This is a genomic window from Texcoconibacillus texcoconensis, from assembly GCF_014202575.1.
In the GTDB taxonomy this organism is placed as follows: Bacteria; Bacillota; Bacilli; order Bacillales; family Salisediminibacteriaceae; genus Texcoconibacillus; species Texcoconibacillus texcoconensis.
In genome coordinates, this window is the sequence record NZ_JACHHB010000011.1 from 20,307 (window position 1) to 45,766 (window position 25,460).

24 protein-coding genes are annotated in these 25,460 nt (G+C 40.5%); 6 read left to right on the forward strand and 18 right to left on the reverse strand.

Annotated elements, in window-relative coordinates:
- Positions 1-14: 14 nt before the first annotated feature.
- From HNQ41_RS11885 to HNQ41_RS11960, 16 genes are all read right to left on the reverse strand, one after another.
- Entirely contained in the window at positions 15-1,700 is a 1,686-nt protein-coding gene (locus tag HNQ41_RS11885) for an ABC transporter permease (RefSeq protein WP_184664658.1), read from the reverse strand.
- A gap of 61 nt (positions 1,701-1,761) precedes the next feature.
- Positions 1,762-2,886: an extracellular solute-binding protein gene (locus HNQ41_RS11890; RefSeq protein WP_184664659.1), complete on the reverse strand. Its 1,125-nt coding sequence runs from the start codon at positions 2,884-2,886 to the stop codon at positions 1,762-1,764.
- Positions 2,887-3,121: 235 nt separating this feature from the next.
- On the reverse strand, positions 3,122-4,192 hold the full coding sequence (locus HNQ41_RS11895; RefSeq protein ID WP_184664660.1) for an ABC transporter ATP-binding protein: 1,071 nt from the start codon (positions 4,190-4,192) through the stop codon (positions 3,122-3,124).
- Between the two features lie 231 nt (positions 4,193-4,423).
- Positions 4,424-4,687 carry a metal-sensitive transcriptional regulator gene (locus HNQ41_RS11900; protein ID WP_184664661.1) on the reverse strand — a complete coding sequence of 88 codons (264 nt, stop codon included), beginning with the start codon at positions 4,685-4,687 and terminating at the stop codon, positions 4,424-4,426.
- A 260-nt stretch (positions 4,688-4,947) separates the two neighbouring features.
- Positions 4,948-5,325: a rhodanese-like domain-containing protein gene (locus tag HNQ41_RS11905; protein ID WP_184664662.1), complete on the reverse strand. Its 378-nt coding sequence runs from the start codon at positions 5,323-5,325 to the stop codon at positions 4,948-4,950.
- A gap of 89 nt (positions 5,326-5,414) precedes the next feature.
- Complete coding sequence (gene rocF / locus HNQ41_RS11910) at positions 5,415-6,317, reverse strand: arginase (protein WP_184664663.1); 903 nt, start codon at positions 6,315-6,317, stop codon at positions 5,415-5,417.
- Between the two features lie 38 nt (positions 6,318-6,355).
- Positions 6,356-7,261 (reverse strand): proline dehydrogenase family protein, encoded by a 906-nt coding sequence (locus HNQ41_RS11915; protein ID WP_221301934.1) that lies wholly within the window; start codon positions 7,259-7,261, stop codon positions 6,356-6,358.
- Positions 7,262-7,348: 87 nt separating this feature from the next.
- Complete coding sequence (locus HNQ41_RS11920) at positions 7,349-8,542, reverse strand: ornithine--oxo-acid transaminase (protein ID WP_184664664.1); 1,194 nt, start codon at positions 8,540-8,542, stop codon at positions 7,349-7,351.
- Between the two features lie 37 nt (positions 8,543-8,579).
- A complete protein-coding gene (gene pruA, locus HNQ41_RS11925; RefSeq protein WP_184664665.1) occupies positions 8,580-10,124 on the reverse strand; it encodes an L-glutamate gamma-semialdehyde dehydrogenase in 1,545 nt (514 codons plus the stop codon).
- A 216-nt stretch (positions 10,125-10,340) separates the two neighbouring features.
- Positions 10,341-12,227, reverse strand: a complete 1,887-nt coding sequence (locus HNQ41_RS11930) for a PTS fructose transporter subunit IIABC (protein ID WP_184664666.1) — start codon at positions 12,225-12,227, stop codon at positions 10,341-10,343.
- Between the two features lie 15 nt (positions 12,228-12,242).
- Entirely contained in the window at positions 12,243-13,172 is a 930-nt protein-coding gene (pfkB, locus tag HNQ41_RS11935; protein ID WP_184664667.1) for a 1-phosphofructokinase, read from the reverse strand.
- Positions 13,169-13,924, reverse strand: coding sequence for a DeoR family transcriptional regulator (locus HNQ41_RS11940; protein WP_184664668.1), 756 nt, complete (start codon positions 13,922-13,924; stop codon positions 13,169-13,171). The genes pfkB and HNQ41_RS11940 overlap by 4 nt, the downstream gene beginning before the upstream one ends.
- A 334-nt stretch (positions 13,925-14,258) precedes the next feature.
- Positions 14,259-15,200 carry a metal-dependent hydrolase gene (locus HNQ41_RS11945; RefSeq protein ID WP_184664669.1) on the reverse strand — a complete coding sequence of 314 codons (942 nt, stop codon included), beginning with the start codon at positions 15,198-15,200 and terminating at the stop codon, positions 14,259-14,261.
- 253 nt (positions 15,201-15,453) lie between these two features.
- Positions 15,454-16,230: a hypothetical protein gene (locus HNQ41_RS11950; protein ID WP_184664670.1), complete on the reverse strand. Its 777-nt coding sequence runs from the start codon at positions 16,228-16,230 to the stop codon at positions 15,454-15,456.
- Positions 16,227-16,772 carry an RNA polymerase sigma factor SigX gene (sigX, locus tag HNQ41_RS11955; RefSeq protein WP_184664671.1) on the reverse strand — a complete coding sequence of 182 codons (546 nt, stop codon included), beginning with the start codon at positions 16,770-16,772 and terminating at the stop codon, positions 16,227-16,229. The genes HNQ41_RS11950 and sigX overlap by 4 nt, the downstream gene beginning before the upstream one ends.
- Before the next feature lie 338 nt (positions 16,773-17,110).
- A complete protein-coding gene (locus HNQ41_RS11960; protein WP_184664672.1) occupies positions 17,111-17,683 on the reverse strand; it encodes a GbsR/MarR family transcriptional regulator in 573 nt (190 codons plus the stop codon).
- A gap of 323 nt (positions 17,684-18,006) precedes the next feature.
- On the opposite strand from HNQ41_RS11960, the gene HNQ41_RS11965 reads away from it, so the two are divergent.
- The 5 genes from HNQ41_RS11965 to HNQ41_RS11985 all read left to right on the forward strand — a co-directional run bounded on the left by HNQ41_RS11965 (position 18,007) and on the right by HNQ41_RS11985 (position 22,654).
- Positions 18,007-19,209 (forward strand): betaine/proline/choline family ABC transporter ATP-binding protein, encoded by a 1,203-nt coding sequence (locus HNQ41_RS11965; protein WP_184664673.1) that lies wholly within the window; start codon positions 18,007-18,009, stop codon positions 19,207-19,209.
- Positions 19,193-20,065, forward strand: coding sequence for an ABC transporter permease (locus HNQ41_RS11970; protein WP_184664674.1), 873 nt, complete (start codon positions 19,193-19,195; stop codon positions 20,063-20,065). The genes HNQ41_RS11965 and HNQ41_RS11970 overlap by 17 nt, the downstream gene beginning before the upstream one ends.
- An 88-nt stretch (positions 20,066-20,153) precedes the next feature.
- The gene (locus tag HNQ41_RS11975) at positions 20,154-21,098 is read left to right on the forward strand and encodes a glycine betaine ABC transporter substrate-binding protein (protein WP_184664675.1); all 945 of its coding nucleotides are present in this window, start codon (positions 20,154-20,156) and stop codon (positions 21,096-21,098) included.
- Positions 21,099-21,273: 175 nt separating this feature from the next.
- Entirely contained in the window at positions 21,274-21,903 is a 630-nt protein-coding gene (locus tag HNQ41_RS11980; RefSeq protein ID WP_184664676.1) for a GerMN domain-containing protein, read from the forward strand.
- Between the two features lie 196 nt (positions 21,904-22,099).
- Positions 22,100-22,654: a flavin reductase family protein gene (locus HNQ41_RS11985; RefSeq protein ID WP_184664677.1), complete on the forward strand. Its 555-nt coding sequence runs from the start codon at positions 22,100-22,102 to the stop codon at positions 22,652-22,654.
- Between the two features lie 85 nt (positions 22,655-22,739).
- On the opposite strand, the gene HNQ41_RS11990 is transcribed toward HNQ41_RS11985, so the two are convergent.
- On the reverse strand, positions 22,740-24,023 hold the full coding sequence (locus tag HNQ41_RS11990; RefSeq protein ID WP_184664678.1) for an MFS transporter: 1,284 nt from the start codon (positions 24,021-24,023) through the stop codon (positions 22,740-22,742).
- A 160-nt stretch (positions 24,024-24,183) separates the two neighbouring features.
- Between HNQ41_RS11990 and HNQ41_RS11995 the strand changes: the two genes are divergently transcribed.
- Complete coding sequence (locus tag HNQ41_RS11995) at positions 24,184-24,762, forward strand: hypothetical protein (protein WP_184664679.1); 579 nt, start codon at positions 24,184-24,186, stop codon at positions 24,760-24,762.
- On the opposite strand, the gene HNQ41_RS12000 is transcribed toward HNQ41_RS11995, so the two are convergent.
- Entirely contained in the window at positions 24,749-25,372 is a 624-nt protein-coding gene (locus tag HNQ41_RS12000; protein WP_184664744.1) for a class I SAM-dependent methyltransferase, read from the reverse strand. The two genes, HNQ41_RS11995 and HNQ41_RS12000, sit on opposite strands and share 14 nt — an antisense overlap.
- Positions 25,373-25,460: the final 88 nt, after the last annotated feature.

Below are 25,460 nucleotides of genomic sequence, written 5' to 3' on the forward strand. Positions count from 1 at the left end.
ATTTTTAGTCAATATTAATATTTTTTTAGTAAATACCTCAATGGGATGACAGAAACTAAAATGATGAGCAAAGCTGCCGGTGCAGCTTGATGGTAAATGGATTCTGAAGCTTCCCAGTGAATTCGAACTGCCAGCGTATCAAATCCAGGCGGACGCAACATTAAAGTAGCTGGTAACTCTTTGATAGAACTCACAAATACGAGAGCACCACCTGCTAGAACACCCGGTAAAATCGTCGGAAAGATGACTTTTAACATCACCTTCCATGGAGGATACCCTAGACTTCGTGCAGCTTCATCTATCCTCGGAGAAACAAGGCTTAATGATGCTTCACCAGCTTGAATCGCTTGCGGTAAGAAGCGAACAACAAACGCTAGCGCCACCATCCATAACGTATGGTATAGAAATGGAATATGATTGTTGAAAATAAAAACAAACCCTAAAGCCACAATCACCCCTGGTAGTGCATATCCTGCATAACTCAACTTATCAACAAAACTTGAAATAACAGATGGATAACGAGACTTCAAATAAACAATCGGCATCGCTAATACCATACATAATAAAGCAGCAATACCAGAGACCGTTAAACTATTCCACGCATAACCGAAAAAGTCAGCATCTAATGCCCCACGCTCTATACCAATGATAGACCAATAAACGAGAACGAGAATCGGTAATATCACGGAAATAAGAAAAATAAAGATAACAAATAAAATGGCTAATGGCTTCCATTTTCCAAGAGGTAAAATCTCTGGCTCTCTATAGCTATTTGAGGTCTGATAATAATTGCTTTTTTTCCTTGTTCGTGCCTCAATCCACAATACAATCAGTGTGATAATAATTAATACCAGACTTAAAACGGATGCAGAAGCAATGTCAAAGCTTGAAGTTTGAAAATAAATCGCCGACGTAAATGTAGTATAACGTAGCATTGATACTGCACCAAAATCACCGAGGACATATAATATAATAAGTATAGCCCCCGCCCCAATGGCTGGACGTAAGAACGGTAAGTTCACTTTCCAAAAGATTTGCGACGTTTTAAACCCTTGCGAGCGGGCAATTTCTTCATAATTGCGATTCATTTTTCGTAAGGAAGCACTAGCGATCAAAAACACATATGGATAGGTGAACATCGTTAAAACGAAAAAGGCACCCCAAAATGAATACATATCGATAGGATAACTTCCAAATATACCTCCAAGCAACTGGGTATCCTCCCAAAATTCACGTACCCAACCACTTGGTCCAAAAATGATAATATATGTCATCGCCCCCACATAAGGGGGAATAACGAGTGGTAAAGCTAATAACCATTGCCACATTTTACGCCCTGGTATATTGGTGCGAACAACAATCCATGCTAGCGCCACACCAATCGTTACCGCAAAGGCAGCAACCGAAAAAGTTAGTGACAAAGTATTCCATAATAATCCAGGGATCCTATCATCTAAGAGCCGGAGCCATCGATCTACCCCAGCAAAGGCTGACCTCCAAGCCACATAAATAATAGGTATAGACATAATGGCCGCAATAACAAATCCGAATAAAAGTAGTATGAGCCCTGGCGGATTACCGTTCCATATATTTAGCCAATTCCTTCTCCAGTAACGGAGAAGGGTTGGGGACAATTTCTCCCCAACCTTGGCATTTTGGTCGTTATTTTGATGAGATTTGCGATTGTTGTCATTACTCATTATGCCCTCTCCTAAAGCTCATATATAGTTCTGTCCTATTTAATCTAATATAAGCTAAATGTTATCTTAGATCAAGGTCTAAGCCAGATTGTTCAATTAGGTCTTGTGTATCTTCAAAGTAGTTACCTAGCTCAGTAATCGGCATGTCTTGAACTTTTAAGTCGTCGAAATCAACAATATGAGGTTCTACCTCTTCTGGGTATTCAACACCATATTCAGAGTTAATAAGAAGCTCTAATGATTCTCCAACAAACTCAACTTGGTTTTCAGGCTCTAATAACCATTCCATGAATCCGATCGCGTTCTCTTCGTTAGGTGCTCCACTTACAAGCCCAGCACCTGCAGCATTCGCTACCGTACCCATTTGGTCCTCACCTTGGTCAAGATAAAGGAATCCTACATTGTCCTCTTCTTCTAAGAGTTGCTGATGGAAGTAATAGTTATTTACTAGACCAAATGCATGCTCACCTTGACCTACCAAACGGCGAATATCACTGTGACCTTGTGTAATCGCTGCTGCATTTTCTTGAATAGACTCTACCCATTCAGACGTTTTTTCATCCCCCCACTCATGACGAAGTGCGGAAACGTGACCAGTCATACCACCATTACCACCACGTGTAACCGCATAACCATTTGGAACATCTGCCCATTTTGGATCAAATAAATCTTCACTACTTGTTGGCATTTCATCTTCAGAAATCATATCTTTATTATAAATGAACCCACGCGCACGAGCAGAAACCGCAAAGTATTCATTATCATCTGAACGGAAGTCTTCAGGAATAGAGTCTATTCCATCGAAGTCATAACCTTCCAGTAAGTCTTGGCGCTCAAGGTAACCTAATGCACCTAGGTCATTGGAAATAAACACATCTGCTTGGACATTCCCTGCTTCTTCCTCTATTTGAAGTGGATTCGCACCATGTAAAGCCTGAACTTCCACACCTGTATCTTCTTCATATTTATTAAGGAGTGCGTCTACGAAAGTTTCGTTACGTGCTGAGTATACAACTAATTCACCTGGATCCTGATCTACTGCTTCTTCCTGTTCTGTCTCTTGTGTATCTCCAGAATCTTGCTGGTCTGCGTCGCCAGACTCAGCTTCATCTTGACCACAACCTGCCGCAACAGTCATCGCTAATGCTGACACACCGAATAATGATCGTTTAAGACTTTTTTTCATTTTTTATTTCCCCCTATAGAGTTTTTCATCACTTTGTTGAGAATGATTTTCATTATCATTTACAAGCACACTTTACATCATGTCAGAACCCTCGTCAACGAAATTTAACGAATTTCAAGAAAAAATATTGACAAGTCTGTTGTTTTTTATAATAATTATTAATAAATACATAATAGCAATAAGTTATTTGGGCAAAAAAAGAACTAACCTCTATGAGAGACTAGTTCTCAGGCGTCTATTCAACGAGGGCAACGAGTTCTGGTTTTATATCAAAAGATACTGTTGTTCCGATTTCAATGTCTTGTTCCACAGGTGCATAAATCACCATTGGTTCGTTAGACACCGCATGGTCAGCTTGTAACCGAACAGATAGTTCTTGAAACTCGCCACTGTAAGTGACATGCTCAACCGTGCCACGATACTCGCCCTCTTCTGCCAAGCGACAACCTTCTGGGCGAATAGATAATTTCACAGAACTTGATTCAGATTCTAAGTCTTCTTTCCACTGCTCAGGTAAACATACACGACCAATTTGTGTGTTTATATGTTGTAAATCATCATCCATCACACCACTAAGCAAATTGGTTTTACCGACAAATTGCGCAACAAAACAATTTTTGGGGCAACGATACATTTCCCTTGGTTCTGCGATTTGTTGAATCACACCTTCGTTCATAACAACGACGCGATCAGAGACAGCAAAAGCATCCTTTTGATCGTGTGTGACCATAATCGCAGTCACATTCGCCTTTTTCAAAATACCCATAATTTCAAAACGCATTTTTTCGCGTAAACCTGCGTCAAGGTTACTAAATGGTTCATCCATTAATACAACATGCGGCTCTGGTGCTAAAGCTCGCGCCAAAGCAATACGTTGTTGTTGCCCACCTGACAATTGCGTCGGATATCGATCGGCATATTCAGCTAAACCGACAAGTTCAAGAACTTCTTGGGCTCGTTTCTTTTTCGCTCGCGTACTCCACTTATTTAGTCCGAACATGACATTTTTTAAAATGCTCATGTGTGGGAAAAGCGCATAATCTTGAAACACCATACCGATACCACGCTTCTCTGGAGGAACTGAATAATCATCAGTCACAACTTCCTGATCTCCTATGGAAATCCGCCCTGAGCTCGGCTGCTCAAATCCAGCAATCATACGCAACGTCGTCGTCTTCCCACACCCACTCGGCCCGAGTAACGTGATAATTTCACCTTTTTCGATATTTAGTTGCATCGAATCTACAGCAGGCTTTAAAGACCCTGTAAAAAATTTCGTCATACGGTCAATTTCAATGAAACTCATGAGCGATCCTCCTCACTGAATATCGGGTGGTTCATTTTATTTAGAAACATAATAAATAAATAATTGATAAAAATTAGTTGAGAATGATTTTCATTGTAGTTGGATTATAGCACAGCCCATTTCACATGGTCAATAACACTTGTTTGACAAACGTCAGTATTTTGATAGCGTTTTCTTATTTATGTTAAAAAGAGACCTTTACTTTTAAAGGCCCCGTGGTGGTGTTCATCTTTAACGACTTTTAACGAGTAACTCAACAGCTTCTTTTATTGCATCGTCTGTCTCTTCACCTTTCTCAACTTGCTCGCGAATACACTCTTCTAAGTTTGCGCTAACAACAACACCGATCGCACGATCTAATGCATTTCGTACAGCTGACATTTGGTTGACGACGTCACGACAATCTTTACCTTCATCAACCATTTTCACAATCCCTTTAACTTGTCCTTCGATACGCTTCAGTCTATGTTTAACTTTTTCATCGTATTGATTCATACCAACTTCCCCCTTTCACGTTAACAGTGTGAACTGTCTTATCAACTATTATAATCGCTGTTTTCTAAAGAGAAAAGGAAACGATGTGCTTCAACACCATATAACTTCATTACCACTTTCCTAACATCGTTATTTGATGTTTTTTCTGTGTTGATCACAGTTTTTCTTTTGAGGACCGTCCAGACCTATTTCAAAACGGATTCCATTCGCTTCTTTAGTGACCGTTCGATCTTGCTAGCTCGAGTATTGGATAAGGTAACTTATTTTTCAGTCGGACCTTCCCAATCTGTGATACCGCCTTTGACATTATAGACATTTTCATATCCAGCACCTTTTAAAATATCCGCCGCTTCCATGCTGCGATTTCCACTTCGACAAAACACATAAATCTCTTCTTCAGGTAACTCATGATATGTGTCTTCAAACGTACTTAATGGCATATTCTCCATCCCTGGTACACGCTCTTCAGCAAACTCCCTTTCTTCACGAACATCAATAACCAGTAACGTATCATCATCACTCATTTTTTCTTCAAGTTCGTCTCCAGATAGTTGTTCAACTGCTGACCCATCTTCAGCGTCACATGCTACGATGATTAGTATAAGCATTCCCCACAATAAAACTAACCCCTTCTTCATCTCGCCGACCTCCTTCCCAAAAACGATCATATCAAAAACTGGTTGATCCTATCACAACCAGTTTCTACTCTATCTATATATTATAACCTTTATAATAATTTTTCTCCAAAAAGTGAACCCATTAATTCAACTGCAGCAACCGCGGTTTGATTTCTCACATCTAAGATGGGGTTTACTTCGACAAACTCAGCAGATGTAACCATATTTTGTTCAGCGAGCATCTCCATCGCTAAATGTGTTTCCCGGTAGGAGGTACCACCCAGAACAGCTGTCCCTACCCCTGGTGCATCTTGCGGGTCCAAAGCATCTAAATCTACGCTCAAGTGAACACCATCCGTCCCGCAAGACAAATAGGCAATCGCTTCATTCATCACTTGCGTCATCCCGAGTCGGTCGATCTCATGCATCGTATAAACGTTCATCCCTTTTTCACGTATCAATTGTTTCTCTCCAGCATCTAAAGAACGAGCACCAATAATCACAATATTTTCTGGCTTAATTTTAGGGGCATAACCACCTAGTTCCGCCAATGACTGATGACCTAACCCTAAACTTACTGCTAATGGCATTCCATGAATATTGCCAGATGGCGATGTTTCACCTGTATTTAAATCACCATGAGCATCAAACCAAATTACTCCCAGGTTTTCTCTCTCTTTGGCGACCGCAGCTAATGTACCAATTGCGATGCTATGATCTCCCCCTAACACGAGGGGGAAATCTCCTTGCTCGCCAACACTTCTCACCTTTTCATAAAGAGATTGATTCGCTTTTACTACCACTTTTAAATCTTTTAAATTGCCTTCTTCAATGACATCCAACTTAGAAGGACGACCAATTTCGATATCTCCTCTATCTACAACATCAAAACCTAAAGCTATTAATCTCTCAATGACTCCTGCATAGCGCATCGCACTCGGGCCCATATCGACACCACGTCGATTTTGTCCCAAGTCCATCGGCACACCTATCACGGAAATCCGTTTATTCATACAGTATCCCCCTTTGCCTCTCACAAGCCTTTACATTCTTACTTTGATAACAGCCCTTTTAAAGCAAAACGAACATTTTGCGGTCGCTCTGCAAGTCTGCGCATAAAATAACCGTACCAGTCAGTTCCAAATGGGACGTAAATCCTCATTTTATACCCTTCATCTACGAGTTGTTTTTGATAGTTCGTCCGAAATCCATAAAGCATTTGAAATTCGAACTGATCTTTGGAAATGTCTTTTTCTTTAACGAATTGTTTCACTTGATTAATAATATGATGATCATGTGTGGCGATAGCAGCATAACTACCATTTAATAAATGCGTACGTATAATATTCATAAAGTTCTCATCAACATCTTCTTGTTTCTGATAGGCAACTTGCGGGGATTCATTATAAGCACCTTTAATAAGTCGTAAATTCACACCTCCCAAGCGCCTCACATCGGCTTCAGCCCGATATAAATACGCTTGAATAGCTGTACCTACGTCGTCATGCGATTGCCTTAACTCGTTCAATATATCTAACGTCGCATCAAGATGTGAATAGTCTTCCATATCAATACGTACAAAGTTTTCAAGTTCTTTGGCTATTTGTAAAATATACATCATATTGTCGCGACATAAGTCACGATCGACATCAAGGCCTAACTGCGTAAGTTTCAAAGATAAATTACATTCCAATCCTTCGTCATGAATCGCCTGTAGTATCTTTACGCAATATTCCGCAGAATGTTCCGCTTCCTCTCGACGATGAACGAATTCCCCTAAATGATCCAAGGTCGCATACATACCTTGTTCATTTAACTTTCGAACCGTATTCATAGCCTCTTCCAACGTCTCACCTGCAATCACTTGTTTAGCACCAAGCTTTTGGCCCCAGCGACGAGCATTTTGCTTTAACCATTTACTCTGTGATAAAAATAAGAAAAACTGACGTGAAAGCAATATTCTCCCCCCTTCACCGTTTATATTCAAATTTTTATAGACGGGGAGACGAATTGACGTCTTCCCCCGACTAAAATATAAACACACTTAACGATGAAGAACTTCCCGAATACGCTCGAGTGCCCATTCTAAATCTTCTTCTGAAATGATCAGCGGTGGAGCAAAACGAATGACATTTTCATGTGTTTCTTTACAAAGTAGCCCTTTTTCTTTCAATTGTTCACAATAAGCACGAGCCGGTTCAGTTAGTTCCACACCAATGAATAGTCCTTTTCCACGTACTTCACGAACCTTTGGATGATCAATCTTTCCAAGCTCTGCTTTGAAGTAATCTCCTAGGCGAATAGATCTATCAACTAACTTTTCATCTTCTATTACTTCCAAAGCTGCGACAGCTGTAGCACTTGCTAATGGATTCCCTCCAAATGTCGAACCGTGAGAGCCAGGGTCGAACACACCGAGAATGTCGTCATTGGCAACCACTGCTGAAATCGGCATCACCCCACCACCTAAGGCCTTACCTAAAATATACATGTCAGGGGTAACCCCTTCCCAATCACAAGCAAACATCTTCCCTGAACGCCCCAGTCCAGATTGAATTTCATCAGCTACATAAAGAACATTTTCTTCCTTACATAAGTCGTAAGCTTGCTTTAAAAAGCCTGCTGGCGGAATATTAACACCCGCTTCTCCTTGTATCGGTTCAAAAAGAAACGCAGCTGTATTCGGTGTTATTGCCGCTTTTAATGCATCGATATCACCGTAAGGGACAACTTTAATCCCTGGTAACATTGGACCGAAGCCTCTTTTATACTTTTCATTAGAGGAAAGGGAAACCGCTGTCATTGTACGGCCATGAAAGTTATCTTCACAGACGATGATCTCCGCTTCGTCTCGAGCAACACCTTTTACTTCATATGCCCAGCGGCGAACGGCCTTCACTGCCGTTTCCACCGCTTCGGCACCTGTATTCATAGGAAGAACACGATTTTTATTTGTTAGTTGAACAACTTTTTCATAAAAGCGATTTAATTGATCATTATGAAAAGCCCTCGATGTTAAGGTGATTTTATCTGCCTGCTCTTTTAGGGCTTGAATAATCTTCGGATGCCGATGCCCTTGGTTTAATGCTGAATACGCACTAAGCATATCGATATACTTATTTCCCTCAGGATCTTCAACCCAAGACCCTTCCGCTTTTGAGATCACAATTGGTAACGGTATATAATTTCGCGCGCCATATCGATCGGTTTGCTCAATAATTCGATCAGAAATACTCATGATACCGCTCCTTCTCTATTATGATATGGTCTTCCATTTAAAATTGATCGCTTATCGTTTTCGCTTGCAAGAAGTGCAACAGGTAATCCGGCCCACCAGCCTTTGAATCTGTTCCTGACATATTAAAACCACCAAATGGTTGATAACCTACAATCGCTGCTGTACAACCTCGATTAAAGTACAAGTTGCCGACGTGGAATTCCTCACGTGCTTGCTCTAGATGTGCACGGTTGTTAGAAATGACCGCCCCAGTTAATCCGTAAACGGTGTTGTTTGCGACATCAATAGCCTCATCAAAATCTTTCGCTTTAGAAAATGCAACCACCGGACCAAAGATCTCTTCTTGCATCATACGTGCTTGTGGATCTAAATCTGCAAAGACAGTTGGTTGTACGAAGTATCCTTTAGAAACCTCCCCCTCGCCACCGACCATAAGGCGGCCTTCTTCTTTGCCTAGATCCATATAGCGCATAATCTTGTCATACCCTGCTTGGTCGATCACCGGACCCATGTACGTGTTATAATCTGTCGGATCACCAACTGTAACCTCTTTTGTCTTCGCGACAACTTTATCTAGTAGCTCATCGTATACATCTTCGTGGGCAACGACGCGGGAGCATGCTGAACATTTCTGACCAGAAAAACCGTAAGCTGAGTAAATAATTGCATCTGTCGCTACATCTAAATCTGAGTCGCTATCAACAATAATCGTATCCTTACCACCCATCTCTGCAACGACACGTTTTAGCCAAATTTGCCCTTCTTGTACTTTAGCCGCACGCTCATGTATACGTAAGCCAACTTCCTTTGAGCCTGTGAAATTAATAAAGCGAGTATTAGGGTGATCGACGAGATAGTCACCTACCTCTGAACCACTTCCTGGAATAAAATTCACGACACCAGCTGGCATCCCTGCTTGTTCCAAGACTTCTACAAATTTATAGGAAATCACCGGTGCATTACTTGCTGGTTTCAACAATACTGTATTTCCTGCTACCGCGGGTCCGATCGTTGTCCCTGCCATAATCGCAAATGCTAAGTTCCAAGGGGAAATTGTCACCCCAACACCAAGCGGAATATAACGGAATTCATTATGCTCAATCGGACGGCTATTGATCGGTATTCCATCTTTTAATCGGATCATTTGACGCGCATAATATTCTAAAAAGTCAATCGCTTCCGCTGTGTCGGCATCTGCATCAACCCACGGCTTTCCTACCTCATAAACAAGCCAAGATGAAAATTCATGCTTACGTCGCTTAATCATCGCCGAAGCACGAAATAGCACATTAGCTCGTGCTTCCGGGTCCCATTTACGCCACGTTTTAAACGCCTTGTTTGCCGACTGCATCGCCTTTTCTGCTAATTTTTGATCTGCTTTGGACACTTTTCCAACTACTTCATTCGTTGCTGGGTTTTCAGAAACAATTTTCTCTTCAGTCGTCATTCTTTCTCCACCGATGACGAGTGGATATTCCTTACCTAGTTCCGCCTTAACTTTACGAAGTGCTGTTTCAAACTCCTCACGATTTTGTTTAATTGAAAAGTCTGTAAATGGTTCATGTGTGTAAGTAACAACCATAGACAAAACACTCCTCCCTACAAAATGGAAACGCTTCCAGATTAACGCCCGTCCCTACCGCTAACAGTAGTAAAACAGGCTAACAACTGAGAATTAGTAGGTAAAACTCGCAATGTCGAATACGAGGTGAATACTCACCAATAAAAAAGCTGGTGTTATTAGGAGTTTATGATTCTCTCCTTGTTATAACACCAGCTTTTATCATATTTTAGTATTTTATTTGATCGGTTTCTTCCAAAAACCTACCATCAATGCCGTAACTACTGCTCCAGTTAAAATCGCAATCATATATAAGAGCCAACTACCTTCTACAAATGGTGATACAAACAAACCACCGTGTGGAGCCATTAAACCAATATTAAACAACATTGATAGGGCACCCGCGATAGATGAACCTACGATAATTGAAGGAATCACTCTACCTGGGTCAGCTGCAGCAAACGGAATCGCTCCTTCGGTAATGAATGACGCACCGAGCACATAATTTGTTTTTCCTGCGTCCGCTTCTTCTTTGGTAAATTTACGCTTAAAGACAGTCGTAGCAATCGCCAAACCGAGTGGTGGTACCATTCCACCTGCCATAATCGCAGCGTGAGGACCAAAAGTACCCGCTTCAATCATCGCTAAACCGAAAGCAAAGGCCGTTTTGTTAACAGGACCGCCCATGTCGACAGCCATCATGCCACCGAGAATGAGACCTAGTATCGCCGCATTAGCACCTGTCATGCCACCTAACCAATTCTCAAGTGCCATCATAATCGTACCAATTGGTTCAATAATGATAAAATGCATCGATAAACCTACAATTAAGATACTAAATAACGGATATAAAAGTACGGTTTTAATGCCATCTAAAGATTGAGGGAGATTTTTAAATACGCGCTTTAACCAAAGAACAACGTAACCAGCTAAAAACCCGGCAATAATACCACCCAAAAATCCAGCTTGCATTTCATCAGGACCTGTTGTTGACATGTAACCACCAATCATACCAGGAGCAAAACCTGGACGATCAGCAATACTCATCGCAATAAAACCTGCTAAAACAGCTACCATTAACGCTAATGCGTGTCCACCACCGATGGAACCAAGTGCTTCTGCTAATGGGTGCTCAGATTCGATACCAAACATAAATGATAAGGCAACGAGAATACCGCCACCAACGACGAATGGCAACATGTTTGAAACACCATTCATTAAATGTTTATAAAAGCCTGCACCGCCACTGCTACTCTGTCCTTCTTGCGCCTCTTCTTGATCATTTTCCCCTTGATAAATCGGGGCATCTCCGTTGATTACTTGTTGGATTAACTCTCCTGGACGTTTCATCCCGTCGGTTACTCCACGTTGTAAAACTGTTTTTCCTTTAAATGCAGATAAATCAACTTTCGTATCTGCAGCAACAATGATTCCTTCAGCTTCTGCTATGTCTTGTTCCGTCAAACGGTTTTTGACGCCATCAGATCCGTTCGTTTGAACTTTCAGGTTTACACGCATTTCTTGCCCTTTTTCTTTTAACGCATCAGCTGCCATATACGTATGAGCAATGCCTGTCGGGCAACCAGTGATCGCAAGAACTTTTCTTTCTGCTTGCCCACTTTTCGCCTCGGCACTTGTATGATGCACTCTTTCTTCACTATCAAGTTTTTCCTTTTCTTTCTTGTCTACCGCTTTTAAAATCTCATCCTCTGTTGTTGCTTCTAGCACTTCTTTTCTAAATGATGCATCCATTAGAAGCGTTGACAACCTTGATAATGCTTGTAAATGCGCATCGTTAGCTCCTTCTGGGGCAGCGATCATAAATATAAGGTGCACCGGTTGATTATCTAACGAATCAAAATCAACGCCTTTTTTTGTACGACCTAATGCGATCGTCGCCTCTTTTACAGCACTGGACTTTGCGTGCGGAATCGCTACACCTTCACCCACACCAGTACTACTTTGACTCTCTCGTTCTAAAATGCTGCCTTTAAAAGCGTTATGATCGTCAATTCTTTTCTTTTCAGATAAACAAGTAACCATTTCGTCAATAACTGTTTCTTTCGTTTCACTCTGTAAATCAAGAATGATTGTTTCTTTAAGTAACAGTTCAGTAATTTTCATCCCTCTCACCCTTTCTTACAACGAAGATTTTCTTCTAACATTTACTTGAATTTGTTTCTCTAAGTTTTGGACGTCCTCTGCTTGACAAAGCCCTTGAGAAAAAGCTGTCGCACTCCCTGCTGCTACGGCTTTAATAAAGGCCTTTTGCAAACTATCGGTATTTGACATTCCCGTGAGAAAGCCAGCAACCATTGAGTCACCAGAACCAACGGTATGAATCGGCTGGCCACTTGGGGCCTTAGCTCTTAAAATCTCGTTATCTGATAATAAAATGGCCCCTTGACCTCCCATAGAAATAAGAACGTGCTGAATACTTGATTCCTCTTGTAGTTTTTGACCGTAGTAATAAACGTCTTCTTCATTTTTGATCTCGACATCGTACAATTCGCCTAATTCATGGTGGTTTGGTTTAATAAAATGCGGACTTGCAAGAAGTGATTCTTTTAGTGCATCACCACTAGTATCGATATAAACGAGAATACCCTTGCTCTCAAGACCATTGACGATGTCTCGATAAATCGATGGTGGCAGCGTTTTAGGCACACTTCCCGCTAACACAAGCACATCCCCTGCTTCCAAATCGTTTAACTTATTTAATAAAAGCGTTTGATCCGTGTCGGTAATCGCCGGGGACGGACCATTGATTTCTGTCTCTCTTTGACTTTGTACCTTCATGTTGATACGGGTATCACCTTCGACCCGTACAAAATCAGTGTTAATTTTTTCTTCAGCTAACGCATCGGAAATGTATTTTCCTGTAAACCCACCAGCAAACCCCGTCGCTACACTATTGATGTTCAATCGTTTCAACACTCGCGAAACATTAATTCCTTTACCACCTGGGTACTTTTCATCAGAGCGCGCGCGATTCACTTCACCGACTTGAAGAGAATCAAGATTGACAACATAATCGACTGCTGGGTTAAGTGTCACGGTATATATCATTGTTGAACCACCTTTACTTCTGTAAGTTCTGCTAACTTCTTAAGTTGCTCCTCAGGTGTTGCACTAGATGTCACAACCGTCGCGGATGTCACTGAAACAATTTTTGTAAAAGCGACTTCACCCAATTTTGTGTGATCGACTAAAAAGTAACAATTTCGTGAAAGCGAGTGTGCCGTCGCCTTCACAACTGCTTCTTCAGGGTCTGGTGTTGTAAAGCCCATTTCTGAATGGATCCCATTCGCCCCGAGAAAACAATGATCAAAACGATAAGATGTTAACGTTTCGACAGCTTTCGCACCAACGAGTGCGGACGTCTTTCCTTTGACTTTCCCACCTGTCACATACGTTTCAATTCCTGCTTCGATGAGTTTTGCAACATTGGATACTCCATTTGTCACGACGACGACATCACGCCCTTTAAGATAAGGAATCAATTCCAGTGTCGTCGTTCCAGCATCTAGATATAAACAATCTCCATCCTTGACCAAATCTGCAGCAAATTTTGCAATCGCTTGTTTCTCTTGTTTATTCCTTGTCGTTTTTTCTTCCATTGTTAATTCTTCTTGACCACTTTTTAACAGTGCCGCTCCTCCGTGAATTCGTTTAAGTCGACCGTTCTCTTCCATATCCGTTAAATCACGACGGATCGTTGACTCTGAAGCACCTGTTATTTGAACAAAATCGTGTATAGCTGCTGTCTCTTTTTCCTCTAATACTTCTAAAATCTTTTGTTGCCTCTCGATTGTTAACACGAGAACACCTCCTGTGAACCGCTTACATCATGATCATACAACAAAAATCAATCACAATCAATCATTTTCGGTCATTTAGATTAAAGAAACAGTCACAATCACCACAAAATGATCAAAAACAATCACCCATAAGCTTTAGGATATCCAACCATCTTCCTCTCGACTTCAAAACGTTTGGACAAAAAAACGTCAGGAAATGATATTAGATCATTCCCCGACGCTTCTTCTTTTTTAACGTACTTCCGAAATACACCAGGCTATTATGGCTGTCGAAATATCAACAAAAATTTCCTTTTTTATTTCCTGGGAAACAATATTCGACGTTTGCCCTCATTTATGATGATGAATCGTCAAGCTCTCCCCAATCTGTCTCATGTTTCTCTACGTCTGGCAATTCAAACTCTAAGTCTTGTGTTTTCTCAATGAATTCAAATAAAATCGCTTGTCCGCCACGGAACAACCTTGGGTCATACAACCCTAACACTTCATCATCATCGACAATAACAACAAAAGGAGCCCAATCATAAAGTGTCTCTGCTTCTGGGTTTTCCTCAAATAATAAATCTAAATTCGCTGATTCGTGGCTATCGATCTCCTCTTGTAAAATAGCCTCACCCCAAGCCGTCGTTTGATAGATGTCGACTCGACCGTCAGACTTGCCGACAAAAGTGAAATGCCATGGCTTGAAACTAGCTGCCAATGCTTGTTCGTCATATACATCGCTATAATTTTGATAAATCAGATACCCTTGGGCTGTTTGGATAGCGAAGTGAGCAATGATAAAAATCCATACAATTTTATAAACAACATGCGGCTGTTTTTTTAACCATTTATGTGCAATAAAACCTGCTAACATGATCCCCCAAACGACAAAATCGATAATAGGGATTGTACCAAAGGTGATCCGAACTGATGAAAATGGCTCAAAATAGCCCGTTCCCCAAGCATTAAATAAATCAGTCGTATTATGGATGAAAACCGCTAGCATCCCCATCCAAAAAAGCCGCTTATCTCCGACTCCCCAAATAAATCGGCTTAGCCAATAAATCAATGCAGCCCACACCGGAACCATGAAAATCGAATGGGTGATGCCTCGGTGCCACATCTGATACTGGCCACTTGTATCCCAAAGTTGCGAAATCACATCGATATCAGGAATTTGGCTTCCGACAATGGTTGTAAATAATAACGCTTTTTTTGCATCTTTTGACCATTCATTTTTATTAACAGAACCGTAAAGCGTTAAACCGAAAAGGGTATGTGTTACAGTATCCAACAAATTCACCTCTGTATTGTCTCAATTATGCAAGGATCTCTTAGTGATATTACCATTTCAATCTCAACTCAAACACAAGTTAATCGGGTACTATAAGCAATGTATTTTAAAAAAAAGAGCTGGATACAAAGTATCCACCCCTTCGGTCATAAACTCTACTTGTTCTCAATCTAATCTTGAACTTCCACACAACTAAATCGAAACCTCTAATTACCATGAACAGTGTTTGAATATGTGAAAGTATGTTTATATGTTACCCTAATTCATCTTGTTTAATTTCATCAACAACCCAATTGTCACCATCAAATGTTAACACGTAAATGATATTCACATGACCGAACATTTCATTGTCATGTTCTTGTATTACGTGGTACTCCTCAGTTGAAACTTCTTCGACATCATATGGTTCTTCTTCATTCAACCATATTGGAGCATCCATTGCGAGGATATATAATTCATCACCGTCTTCTTGAAAATACATATCCACATGGCTTTTCGCTAAGTCTTCAGACATAACCGTTGTAAAATGAGACAATAAGTCATCTTTTGACTCGAAACTTGCTACCTTTCCATCTTCACCTGCACGATCAACAATATCCATAAATATGCTTTCATATTCGTCCAAAACTTGCATGACATCATCGACTTCCTTTTCTTGAACCCGTTCTGTTTGTATTCCCATATCTATATCTTCTTCCACCGTTTCGTTGACTTCGCCTGTTTCTTCACTAACTTCTGACTGTTCACTTTCTTCCTCAACATCCATTGTCATCAATTGATCATTATTTATCTCATCTTGCTCTGGGATCATTCCCGGAACAATAATGATACCCAAAATTACCGCGGCTGTTGCGGCCAAACTCGGTATTAACCAAGGAAAGCGCTGTTTACGGCGAGACTTTTGTTTTTCGTCGGTCCTCTGCTGAACTTTGTGAAAGATTTCTGCCTTTGAACGGTGATCCTTTACATCGGGGAATTGGTCAAGTTGTTTCTCTACCCTCTTGTCTGTCCATTTTTCCCGTCGCTTCATCGGCTCACCTCCTTCAATTCTTGGTCATCGTAGTCAGATAAATGTTTTTTCAATTTTTGAATCGCACGGTGTTGCGTCGTTTTCACTTTACTCTCTGTCCACCCAAGCACTTCTGCAGTTTCATTAATTGACAAACCTTGCAAATATCGCAAAACGATAACCTGTTGCTGATCAATACGACAACGACGTAGTTGTTTGTAAACATCTTTCATTTCATCACGTTGTATAACAATTTCTTCAGGTAACGGCTCTGAATCACTCACTTCAAAATCTCGTTCGTGAACATCAAACCATTTGCCTAACCATCTTCGTTTTTGACGATTTTGCTTTCTTATCCAATCAACCGCTACGTGCTTGGCGATCGAATAAAGCCAGGTCTTCTCACTACTCTCCCCTTTAAATTCATCATAAGAGTGGAGGACTTTGATATAGACTTCTTGAACTAATTCTTCCGCTACTTCACGATTGCGAACCATATAAAAAATATATTGGAATAACATTTGGTGATAATGATCATAAATCCGTTCAAACTTTTCATGCACACGAATCCCCCCTCTCCACATTACGTTTGTCGTCTTATCCTTCATTTCGTTACAGAAAAGAGAAGCAATTAACTAAAAAAGGCCCAAACCCAAAATAGTATGGCTCCTAAAAACCCTATGCCTAACAATAGAAATGCTAATTTTGTATTTGAGAGTTTCATTCTCCATTCATCCTTTCCTTATATATATTCATTGCCTCTTGAAACTTTAGTACAAGCATTAGTTGCGAATTTAAAAATATTTTATCTCTTCCATACCTTTAAAAAAAGAGATAAACGAGCCATCATCACAAAACGTTTTGCTCGATGACGCTCATTTACCTCAAAATAATTTCCCTATTACATTTTATGTTTTCGACTGCCTTTCTTCTTCGGGACGATATCAAAGATTTCTCCTGTTTCAAATAAGGAAATTACCTCATCTAGCCATTCATAATAGGCTTGGGCATCAGACAGTTTCCCCAGATCACATTGGATTTTCCCAATAATTTCCGGGTGTTCAACGCGTGCATACAAATCATTGAGCATCTCTTTTGTTTCTTCAATTGCTGACCTATTAAGTTCCGTTGCGTTTCGCCACCTATTAATGAACACATTTGTAAATGATTTATACCAATCTTCATCAGCTTGGTATAAATCTTTTCGAATTCCTTTCTCCCAAGCTCTCTCAACCATATTCGCATCTAATAATGCACGAATCCCAGTACTCATACTTGTCTTACTCATGCCTAGGGCCTCACTCATATCATCAAGCGTCATTGGACCATCTGAAAAGAACATCGTCCCATAAAGGCGACCTACAGATGGAGTGATCCCATATAAATGGACATGATTAGAAAGTTCACTAATAAACCGGTTTCTAGACTCTTCCAATTGTTCCAATTCTGCTCCATAACTACTTTGGCTACGCATTGCGTACCTCCTCAACTTTTTCCCTTTGTTTATGGTAGCAAACCGTAAAAAGGGCTGAAAAGTCAGTCATTATATCGAAATACTGCGTAATTTGGAGCAATTTTTAGAAACTCTTGGGTTATTCTGTACAGTTTTTACTGAACAAACTTTTTTTACGACATATAGAGAATGTACTGTTTGTGTTATCTACACAAAACGGTTTATAGTATAAAAGTGTTAATTGATCGCATCACTTTTTCCTTTTCTTTGTCGAAAACAAGTTTATTTTGACAAAATAAGGGTATTTCATTAGAAGGTAATCAAAAAGATTGAGGTGTCATTACGTGGCAAAACTTAAAGTGGAAAACTTAACTAAAGTCTTTGGTAAACGACCAAAACATGGCTTCAAGTTACTTCAAGATGGTAAAACGAAAAATGAAATCCTTGAAGAAACAGGCATGACAGTTGGTGTCAACCAAGCTAACTTTGAAGTTGAAGATGGGGAAATTTTTGTTATAATGGGACTTTCAGGAAGTGGTAAGTCTACAATTATTCGTATGCTAAATCGTCTGATCGATCCAACTGGAGGAAATGTTTGGGTTGATGGTGAAGACTTAGCTCAAATCAACGACCAACAACTTCGCGAAGTTCGCCGAAAGAAAATGAGTATGGTATTCCAAAAGTTTGGCTTATTTCCTTTCCGAACGATCTTACAAAATGTTGAGTACGGTTTAGAAGTCCAAGGCATTCCTAAAGAAGAACGTTCAGAAAAATGTGTTGAATCTTTAGAGCTTGTAGGACTAAAAGGATATGAAGATAAGTACCCTGATGAATTATCAGGTGGAATGCAGCAACGTGTCGGTCTAGCTCGTGCGTTAGCGAACGATCCTGACATCCTCTTAATGGACGAGGCATTTTCAGCACTTGACCCATTAATTCGAAAAGATATGCAAGATGAGTTACTGGACTTGCAACAAACAATGAAGAAAACAATCGTATTCATCACCCACGACTTAGACGAAGCTCTTCGAATCGGTGATCGAATTACAATTATGAAAGACGGTGCAATCGTTCAAATCGGTACACCTGAAGAAATCTTAACAAGTCCAGAAAATGATTACGTAGAACGATTTGTTGAAGATGTTGACCGCTCTAAAGTATTTACAGCAGAAAACATCATGGTTCGTCCTGAAACGGTTAATGTGGAAAAAGATGGACCACGCGTTGCCTTACAACGTATGCGAGACGAAAATATTTCTAGTATTTTTGTCATTAACCGTAACCGTGAATTAGAAGGAATTGTACATGCGGACGATGTTTCTAAAGCTGTAAAAGAAAATGCGACTAACTTAAAAGAATTGATTCAAACGGACATTCCGCGAGTCGAAAAAGATACACCGATGAACGAATTATTCGATATCGCCTCCACTTCTTCAATTCCTATTGCTGTTGTAGACAACAAGAAGCTTAGAGGGATCATTATTCGAAGTACAGTATTATCGGCATTATCAGGAAGTGAGGTGAACGGCAATGGGGCTAATAAATAGTTTAATCCTTGCCGCTACGTTAGATTGGTTACCAAGAATTCCATTTGGAGACTATGTTGAAGCCTTTGTCGACTGGCTGATAGACAATGCAGCTGGCTTAATCGGAGTTGTAAGATCCCTTATAGAAGTAATGCTCGATACATGGTTATGGGTCTTTGGATTAATCCCGGCAGTTCTTTTCATCCTATTAATTACTGCATTTGCATTTTGGATTTCGAAAAAGAAAAATAGTTATGGATTACCCATATTTGTATTTATCGGTTTGATATTTATTGCAAGTATCGACTATTGGGAATACCTCATTGAGACGCTAGCACTCGTTGTTACTGCAGGTATTATCTCTGTTGTCATCGGGGTTCCACTAGGTATATTAATGTCTAAAAGTAATCTCATGCAGTCAATCATTACACCTATCCTTGACTTCATGCAGACGATGCCGGCATTCGTTTACTTGATTCCTGCCGTTGCCTTCTTCAGTATTGGAATGGTACCAGGTGTTGTGGCTTCAGTTATTTTCGCAATGCCACCGACAGTCCGTTTTGCAAACCTAGGTATTCGCCAAGTACCTACGGAGATTATCGAGGCTTCTGATTCATTCGGATCCACACCTTGGCAAAAACTTTTTAAAGTTCAATTACCTATGGCGAAAGTAACCATTATGGCGGGTATTAACCAAACGATCATGCTCGCATTATCAATGGTTGTTATTGCAGCGATGATCGGTGCTGATGGTCTTGGTCGTGAAGTTTATTATGCAGTAGGACGAAATGATATTTCACAAGGTTTTGAAGCAGGTATTGCGATTGTTATCCTTGCCATTATTTTGGATAGACTTACGCAATCCGTTAATAAATAAGTTTGATACAATAACGTTTTTCCCCCTTTTTTCTTTTATGGATAAAAAGGGAGAACATAGAAAATTTAAACAAGGAGAGGGTCAAATTATGAAACTGAAGAAGTTTGGTGTAGTAACTGGTCTTTCACTCGCTCTTATCGCAGCTGGTTGTGGCGCAGAAGAAGAAGACACAACAGAAATCGATGAAAATGGTGACGAGGATCAAGTAGAGGAAAACGGTGACGGTGAAGAAGAAGCTGGCTCTGACTTCGGAGAAGAAGTAGATTACACAATCACAGGTATCGATGCAGGTGCTGGTGTTACCGCTAGTACTGAAGAAGTCCTTGAAGCATATGACCTCGAAGATTGGAGTTTACAAACTAGTTCCGGCGCTGCAATGACGCAAGCTTTAGGTGACGCGTTTGATAACGAAGAACCTATCATCGTTACTGGTTGGAACCCACACTGGAAATTCGCTGAATACGACTTAAAGTATCTTGAAGATACACAAGGCACTTTCGGTGAAGGTGAAGATATTCAAACATTCGCTCGCCAAGGACTAGAAGAAGATCATCCGGAAGCATTTGAAGTTCTTGACAACTTCTACTGGGAAGGCGAAAACATGAACGAAGTTATGCTTAATATCAACGAGGGTGCTGACGAAGAAGAAGCAGCTCGTGACTGGGTAGACGCTAATGAAGACATGGTTTCTGAATGGACAAATGGCCTTGACGCAGTAGACGGCGAAGAGATCGAGCTCGTATACGTAGCTTGGGATTCTGAAATTGCATCTACAAACGTTGTTGCACAAGTTTTAGAAGATCTTGGCTATGATGTGACGATTACACCACTTGAAGCACCATATATGTTCCAATCTGTAGCAGCAGGTGACGCTGACGGCATGGTTGCTGCGTGGTTACCAATCACTCACGAACACCTTCTAGAAGACTTCGAAGATGACATCGTAAGTCTCGGTGTAAACCTTGAAGGTGCACAAACAGGTCTTGTTGTTCCAGAATATGTGGACATTGATTCCATCGAAGACCTAAAATAATGAATTGCACGAACGGAACGGGTAATCCCGTTCCGTTTTTTTAATCCGATTTCCACTGAGCATAACGATGGAATTTATTATATAAATAAGACAAGCAAAGAAAATTATGCTATTCTTGAAATAGAAATTTGGTTGAAGATGAAAAAATATTTAGATAATAAAGGAAGGGATCGACATGAAGAGCATGAAAGGGTTTATTACAACGTTAAGTTTCTTCATGATTCTTACCGCTTGTGGACAAGGAGATTTGGAAGAAGAAACGACCATTGAAGACGGTAATGAAAGTGAAGAAGTCAATGCTGACAACGATGAAGATAATAATCAAGAAGATGACCAAGCTTCTGAAACAAATGAAGACGAACTAAGTGAAATTGAAAACCTTATCGTTTATTTTGCTGATGATGAACTCATGGATATTTACAAAATGGAAACTGGTGAAACAGTAACAGATGATGAAGGTGGTGCTAAACAAGCTCTTAACCTTTGGATAGATGATGAAAACGAGGTCGCAACGCCAGAAGGATACACGACTTCGCTTCCTGAAGGGGTGAGCGTTCAGTCCGTCTCCTTTGAGGATGACATCGCCGTTGTTTCCTTCTCAGAAGAACTATTAGAAGGAAACTTTGGTTCTGCTCCTGAAGTAGCAATTACCGAACAAATTACCATGATTATGGAACAATTCGGTTACGAGCAAACAAAAATCCTTATCGATGATGAAGAAGTTGAAACCCTTTATGGACATATCGGCCTTGATGAGCCAATTCAAGCCGATTCACAAGATGATTATGATGAGCTTGAACAATAATATTTAACCGTTTGAAGAGGTTGAACGTATGCACATAAGTCATATGTTCAACCTTTTTTGTTCTAGACTTACGACTTACAGTTAACGAGAGATACATTTAGCACCCTTTATTATTTTTCATAAATACGTAAAATCCTATCCATTTCCAGTTTAGAAAATATTATATAATAGATAGATGACGATTAGGAGGGATCATATGTTAACGAAAACGAATCAAACCTTACTCCATTGTTATCCTGGATTAATTGCACTTATAACTGCAAAGCACGAGGATGTTCAAAATGTGATGGCCGCCGGTTGGCATTCCTACATGTCTTTTGACCCACCAATTTACGGTGTCGCAATTGGAGAAGGGCGGTTTACACACGACTTGATTACACAATCCGGGGCGTATGCTGTTAACTTTCTACCAGCTGAAAAAGCGAAAGAAATTGAAGAATCAGGAAAAATGACTGGTGCAGATGGTGATAAGTTAGAAGCACTACAACTTGATTGGCAAGAAAGTGAAAACCTTGGTGTCCCTATTTTAACTGACGCATACGTTGCTTATGAGTGTGAAGTGCGGGACCAAAATACATATGGCGATCACGATTGGTTCGTTGCCGACATTCGCGGGTTTTATCAAGATGAAAAAACCTTTCAAGAAAACGGCCTTCCCAACTTCTCAAACATTACTCTTCCACTCTACCTCGGCCAATCGCACTTTATCTTCGCTGATAAAAATGCCACGATTAAAAAAGTGGATGATTAAGTTGTTTAACTGAGTAGGAATGAGTAACCTACCTAGACCAAGAATTTCAGATGTATAGATTTGCCCCATTAAAAGAGAGCGCCTCTTAAGAAGCGCTCTCTCTTTGCATGTATGCTTGTTTTTCTGGCTTCGGTGTCATAAACATGAACACGCTAGCTAAAAGTGGTAGGATCGCAAGAACTAATATCATTGGTTGATATGTACCGAACCAATCATAGGAAAGCGCCAAAGGTAGTGGACCTAAGGCTGAACCAACGACAGTCATCGTTGAACCGATACTACGAATACTAGCTAAATATTGTCGCCCAAAATAAGCTGGAAAAACATAATTAACACTAATCTTCTCAAAGCCTTCGACAACGCCACGACCAAGACCAAAAATCACGGCCATCCACGGTGATACTGCAAACGCAAGCCATATCATAATTACCGCTTGAGCAAATAACGCAAAGGCAAAAACATAGCGTACTTTGATTCGATCCAAAATATAACCTGCAACGAGTGAAACAGGAAAACTAAGAAATGCCATTAAACTTATGATAAGAGCAGCAATTTGTGTTGAAATACCGTGTTCAGCAGCAATGGCTATAAAGTGAAAAACGATCCCTGTATTCACCATCGAAGGAACACCTACACCCAATAATACAGCCCAAAATGCACGTGTTTTCACAGCCTCACGTACCGTCCAACTCTCATCGTCATTACTCTTCGAGGCCGTTTGACCTTCATTTCCATCGTTTATTGATTTTCCATCAGGAACCAATCCAACATCTTCTGGTTTATTTCTGACAAGCCAAAAAGCAAGAGGTGCAAAAAAGATGAGTAACAGGATCCCCCAAAAACGCCACGTCATCGGCCAACCAATCGTATCGATTAACCAAGCGTTTAATATCGGTAATAACGAAGCACTCGTAAACGCACCGATGGCCATAAAACTTAACGCCCGCCCTCGTTTCGCCTCAAACCATTGTGGTACAAGTGTACCTGGGATAAGCACCATCGACCCTTGCCCAAAAAGCCGAATCATAAAAAAACCTATGAACAGCATAACTGGCCCAACAATGAAACTATTAAACAATGAGGCTAAACCTAACATCACCGAAACAATCACAAGCATCTTTCTAGCGCCAAACCGATCAACAGCACGACCAATGAGAAACAATAGGCTCCCTGCTGCAAGGGTTGCAAAAGTGTACATACTAGAAACAAGTGTACTACTCCACCCAAAATCCTCTAAATACGCATCGATAAATATAGAAATTGAATACGTCTGCCCAGGTCCTGAAAAGAACACAGCAAGAGCTGAGATAACGACGATCATCCACCCATAATAAAACGGTGGATTTAAGGGTAATTGTTGTGTTTTCATATCAATACCTTTCCTTCCTTAAACAGTCACCCTTTGATTATAACAATTCATGGAAAACAACACACAGATTCATTTTCTTTGAAACTTTGCATGCAAGTATTGTTTGTACAAGCATAGTATAACTAATAAAGTGATTATCTACGGAACGGAGTGTGGACCAATGATTGTTGTAATCAGCCTCCTGCTGTTTAGCGTATGGCTATACTTATCATGCCATAAATATCATCAGCATTTATCAATGATGGATCAGATGATGGTGACGATGGCTAGTAGCATGGCTTTAAATTGGACATTCGGCTTATATATCGGCGGCATCTTTCACCATGGATCCTTTGGCTTTGCTGCACTTCTCAGTTTACTCGCTGGCGCTGTTCTCGGAACAGTGATTGGCAATGCGTTTAGTTCCATCGCTATGATTGAAGGGGGATTTTCCGGTAGCATGGCTGCGATTATGGGAGCGATGTCTGCAGTGATGATGACACTTCATGAGGTAAATAGTTTCCTACTATTCTCTTTGCTAACATCTTTCATTGTGCTCGCTCATATTGTGAAGAAAAGAGTGACAGAAAAAGACGCTCCCTACCCTATGAGAACGAAGATCATACAAATTTTAGGTTTGCTTATTTTTACATATGCTTTTATTCACTACCCGCCACTGCCTTCTAGTGATGAACCAAACGAAAATCACATGAACCATCACCCTCACGAACAACACGAAACTTCTTTTATTCATCATTAGAAGGATCTAATTCAAACTGGCGTACAATCGTTCCCAGCAAATAATTTTCTTTAACGATCACAAACCCTGCCTTTTCAATATTTTCTCGGGTTCGCCGATTAATATTTGCCCCGGAGATGCGAACAGTAAGTGGATTTACAAAATCCATTACGACACCAAGAAAACGATTTTCACTTCTCATGTGCTCAAGCAAATATACCTTCCCTGAAGGTTTGCAAACACGGCGAATCTCCTTCAACCCTGCAACTGGATCAGGAACAGAACAAAAAACGCACGAAGTGATAACAACATCAAATGTTTGATCAGGAAAATTCATCTCTTGAACATCCATGTGTTGAAGAGACAAGTTCTTTCCTGTTTGTTTTTTCTTAACACGGGCACGAGCTAACATATTTTCACTAAAATCAATCGCTGTCATCTGGACACCTTTCGGGTAAAAAGGGAAATTCCCTCCTGTACCAACCCCTACTTCCAATACACGATCACCTTGACGAACGTGCTGAAACAATTGTTCACGCCATGAATCACGAATCATACAGTCCATATAACTATAAATCGGTGCTATTCGATCATAGCGCCTCCTCGTCCGATCACGGTAAGACTTCTCCATCACTTATCCCCCTCCTCTACTTTTTTCGGCCCAAATTAAAAGCGGACTCATATCGTATCTGTGAGTCCGCTTCTTTTATATCTCATTT

Coding starts and splice junctions, on each gene's coding strand:
- rocF (WP_184664663.1), bottom strand. CDS start 6,317: ATGAATAAACGGATTTCCGTGATAGGTGTGCCGATGGACTTGGGACAA.
- HNQ41_RS11995 (WP_184664679.1), top strand. CDS start 24,184: ATGATTGTTGTAATCAGCCTCCTGCTGTTTAGCGTATGGCTATACTTA.
- HNQ41_RS11930 (WP_184664666.1), bottom strand. CDS start 12,227: ATGAAAATTACTGAACTGTTACTTAAAGAAACAATCATTCTTGATTTA.
- HNQ41_RS11905 (WP_184664662.1), bottom strand. CDS start 5,325: ATGAAGAAGGGGTTAGTTTTATTGTGGGGAATGCTTATACTAATCATC.
- HNQ41_RS11970 (WP_184664674.1), top strand. CDS start 19,193: ATGGGGCTAATAAATAGTTTAATCCTTGCCGCTACGTTAGATTGGTTA.
- HNQ41_RS11885 (WP_184664658.1), bottom strand. CDS start 1,700: ATGAGTAATGACAACAATCGCAAATCTCATCAAAATAACGACCAAAAT.
- HNQ41_RS11985 (WP_184664677.1), top strand. CDS start 22,100: ATGTTAACGAAAACGAATCAAACCTTACTCCATTGTTATCCTGGATTA.
- HNQ41_RS11890 (WP_184664659.1), bottom strand. CDS start 2,886: ATGAAAAAAAGTCTTAAACGATCATTATTCGGTGTGTCAGCATTAGCG.
- HNQ41_RS12000 (WP_184664744.1), bottom strand. CDS start 25,372: ATGGAGAAGTCTTACCGTGATCGGACGAGGAGGCGCTATGATCGAATA.
- HNQ41_RS11975 (WP_184664675.1), top strand. CDS start 20,154: ATGAAACTGAAGAAGTTTGGTGTAGTAACTGGTCTTTCACTCGCTCTT.
- HNQ41_RS11900 (WP_184664661.1), bottom strand. CDS start 4,687: ATGAATCAATACGATGAAAAAGTTAAACATAGACTGAAGCGTATCGAA.
- HNQ41_RS11960 (WP_184664672.1), bottom strand. CDS start 17,683: ATGCGTAGCCAAAGTAGTTATGGAGCAGAATTGGAACAATTGGAAGAG.
- HNQ41_RS11980 (WP_184664676.1), top strand. CDS start 21,274: ATGAAGAGCATGAAAGGGTTTATTACAACGTTAAGTTTCTTCATGATT.
- HNQ41_RS11895 (WP_184664660.1), bottom strand. CDS start 4,192: ATGAGTTTCATTGAAATTGACCGTATGACGAAATTTTTTACAGGGTCT.
- HNQ41_RS11990 (WP_184664678.1), bottom strand. CDS start 24,023: ATGAAAACACAACAATTACCCTTAAATCCACCGTTTTATTATGGGTGG.
- pfkB (WP_184664667.1), bottom strand. CDS start 13,172: ATGATATATACCGTGACACTTAACCCAGCAGTCGATTATGTTGTCAAT.
- HNQ41_RS11920 (WP_184664664.1), bottom strand. CDS start 8,542: ATGAGTATTTCTGATCGAATTATTGAGCAAACCGATCGATATGGCGCG.
- HNQ41_RS11950 (WP_184664670.1), bottom strand. CDS start 16,230: ATGAAGCGACGGGAAAAATGGACAGACAAGAGGGTAGAGAAACAACTT.
- pruA (WP_184664665.1), bottom strand. CDS start 10,124: ATGGTTGTTACTTACACACATGAACCATTTACAGACTTTTCAATTAAA.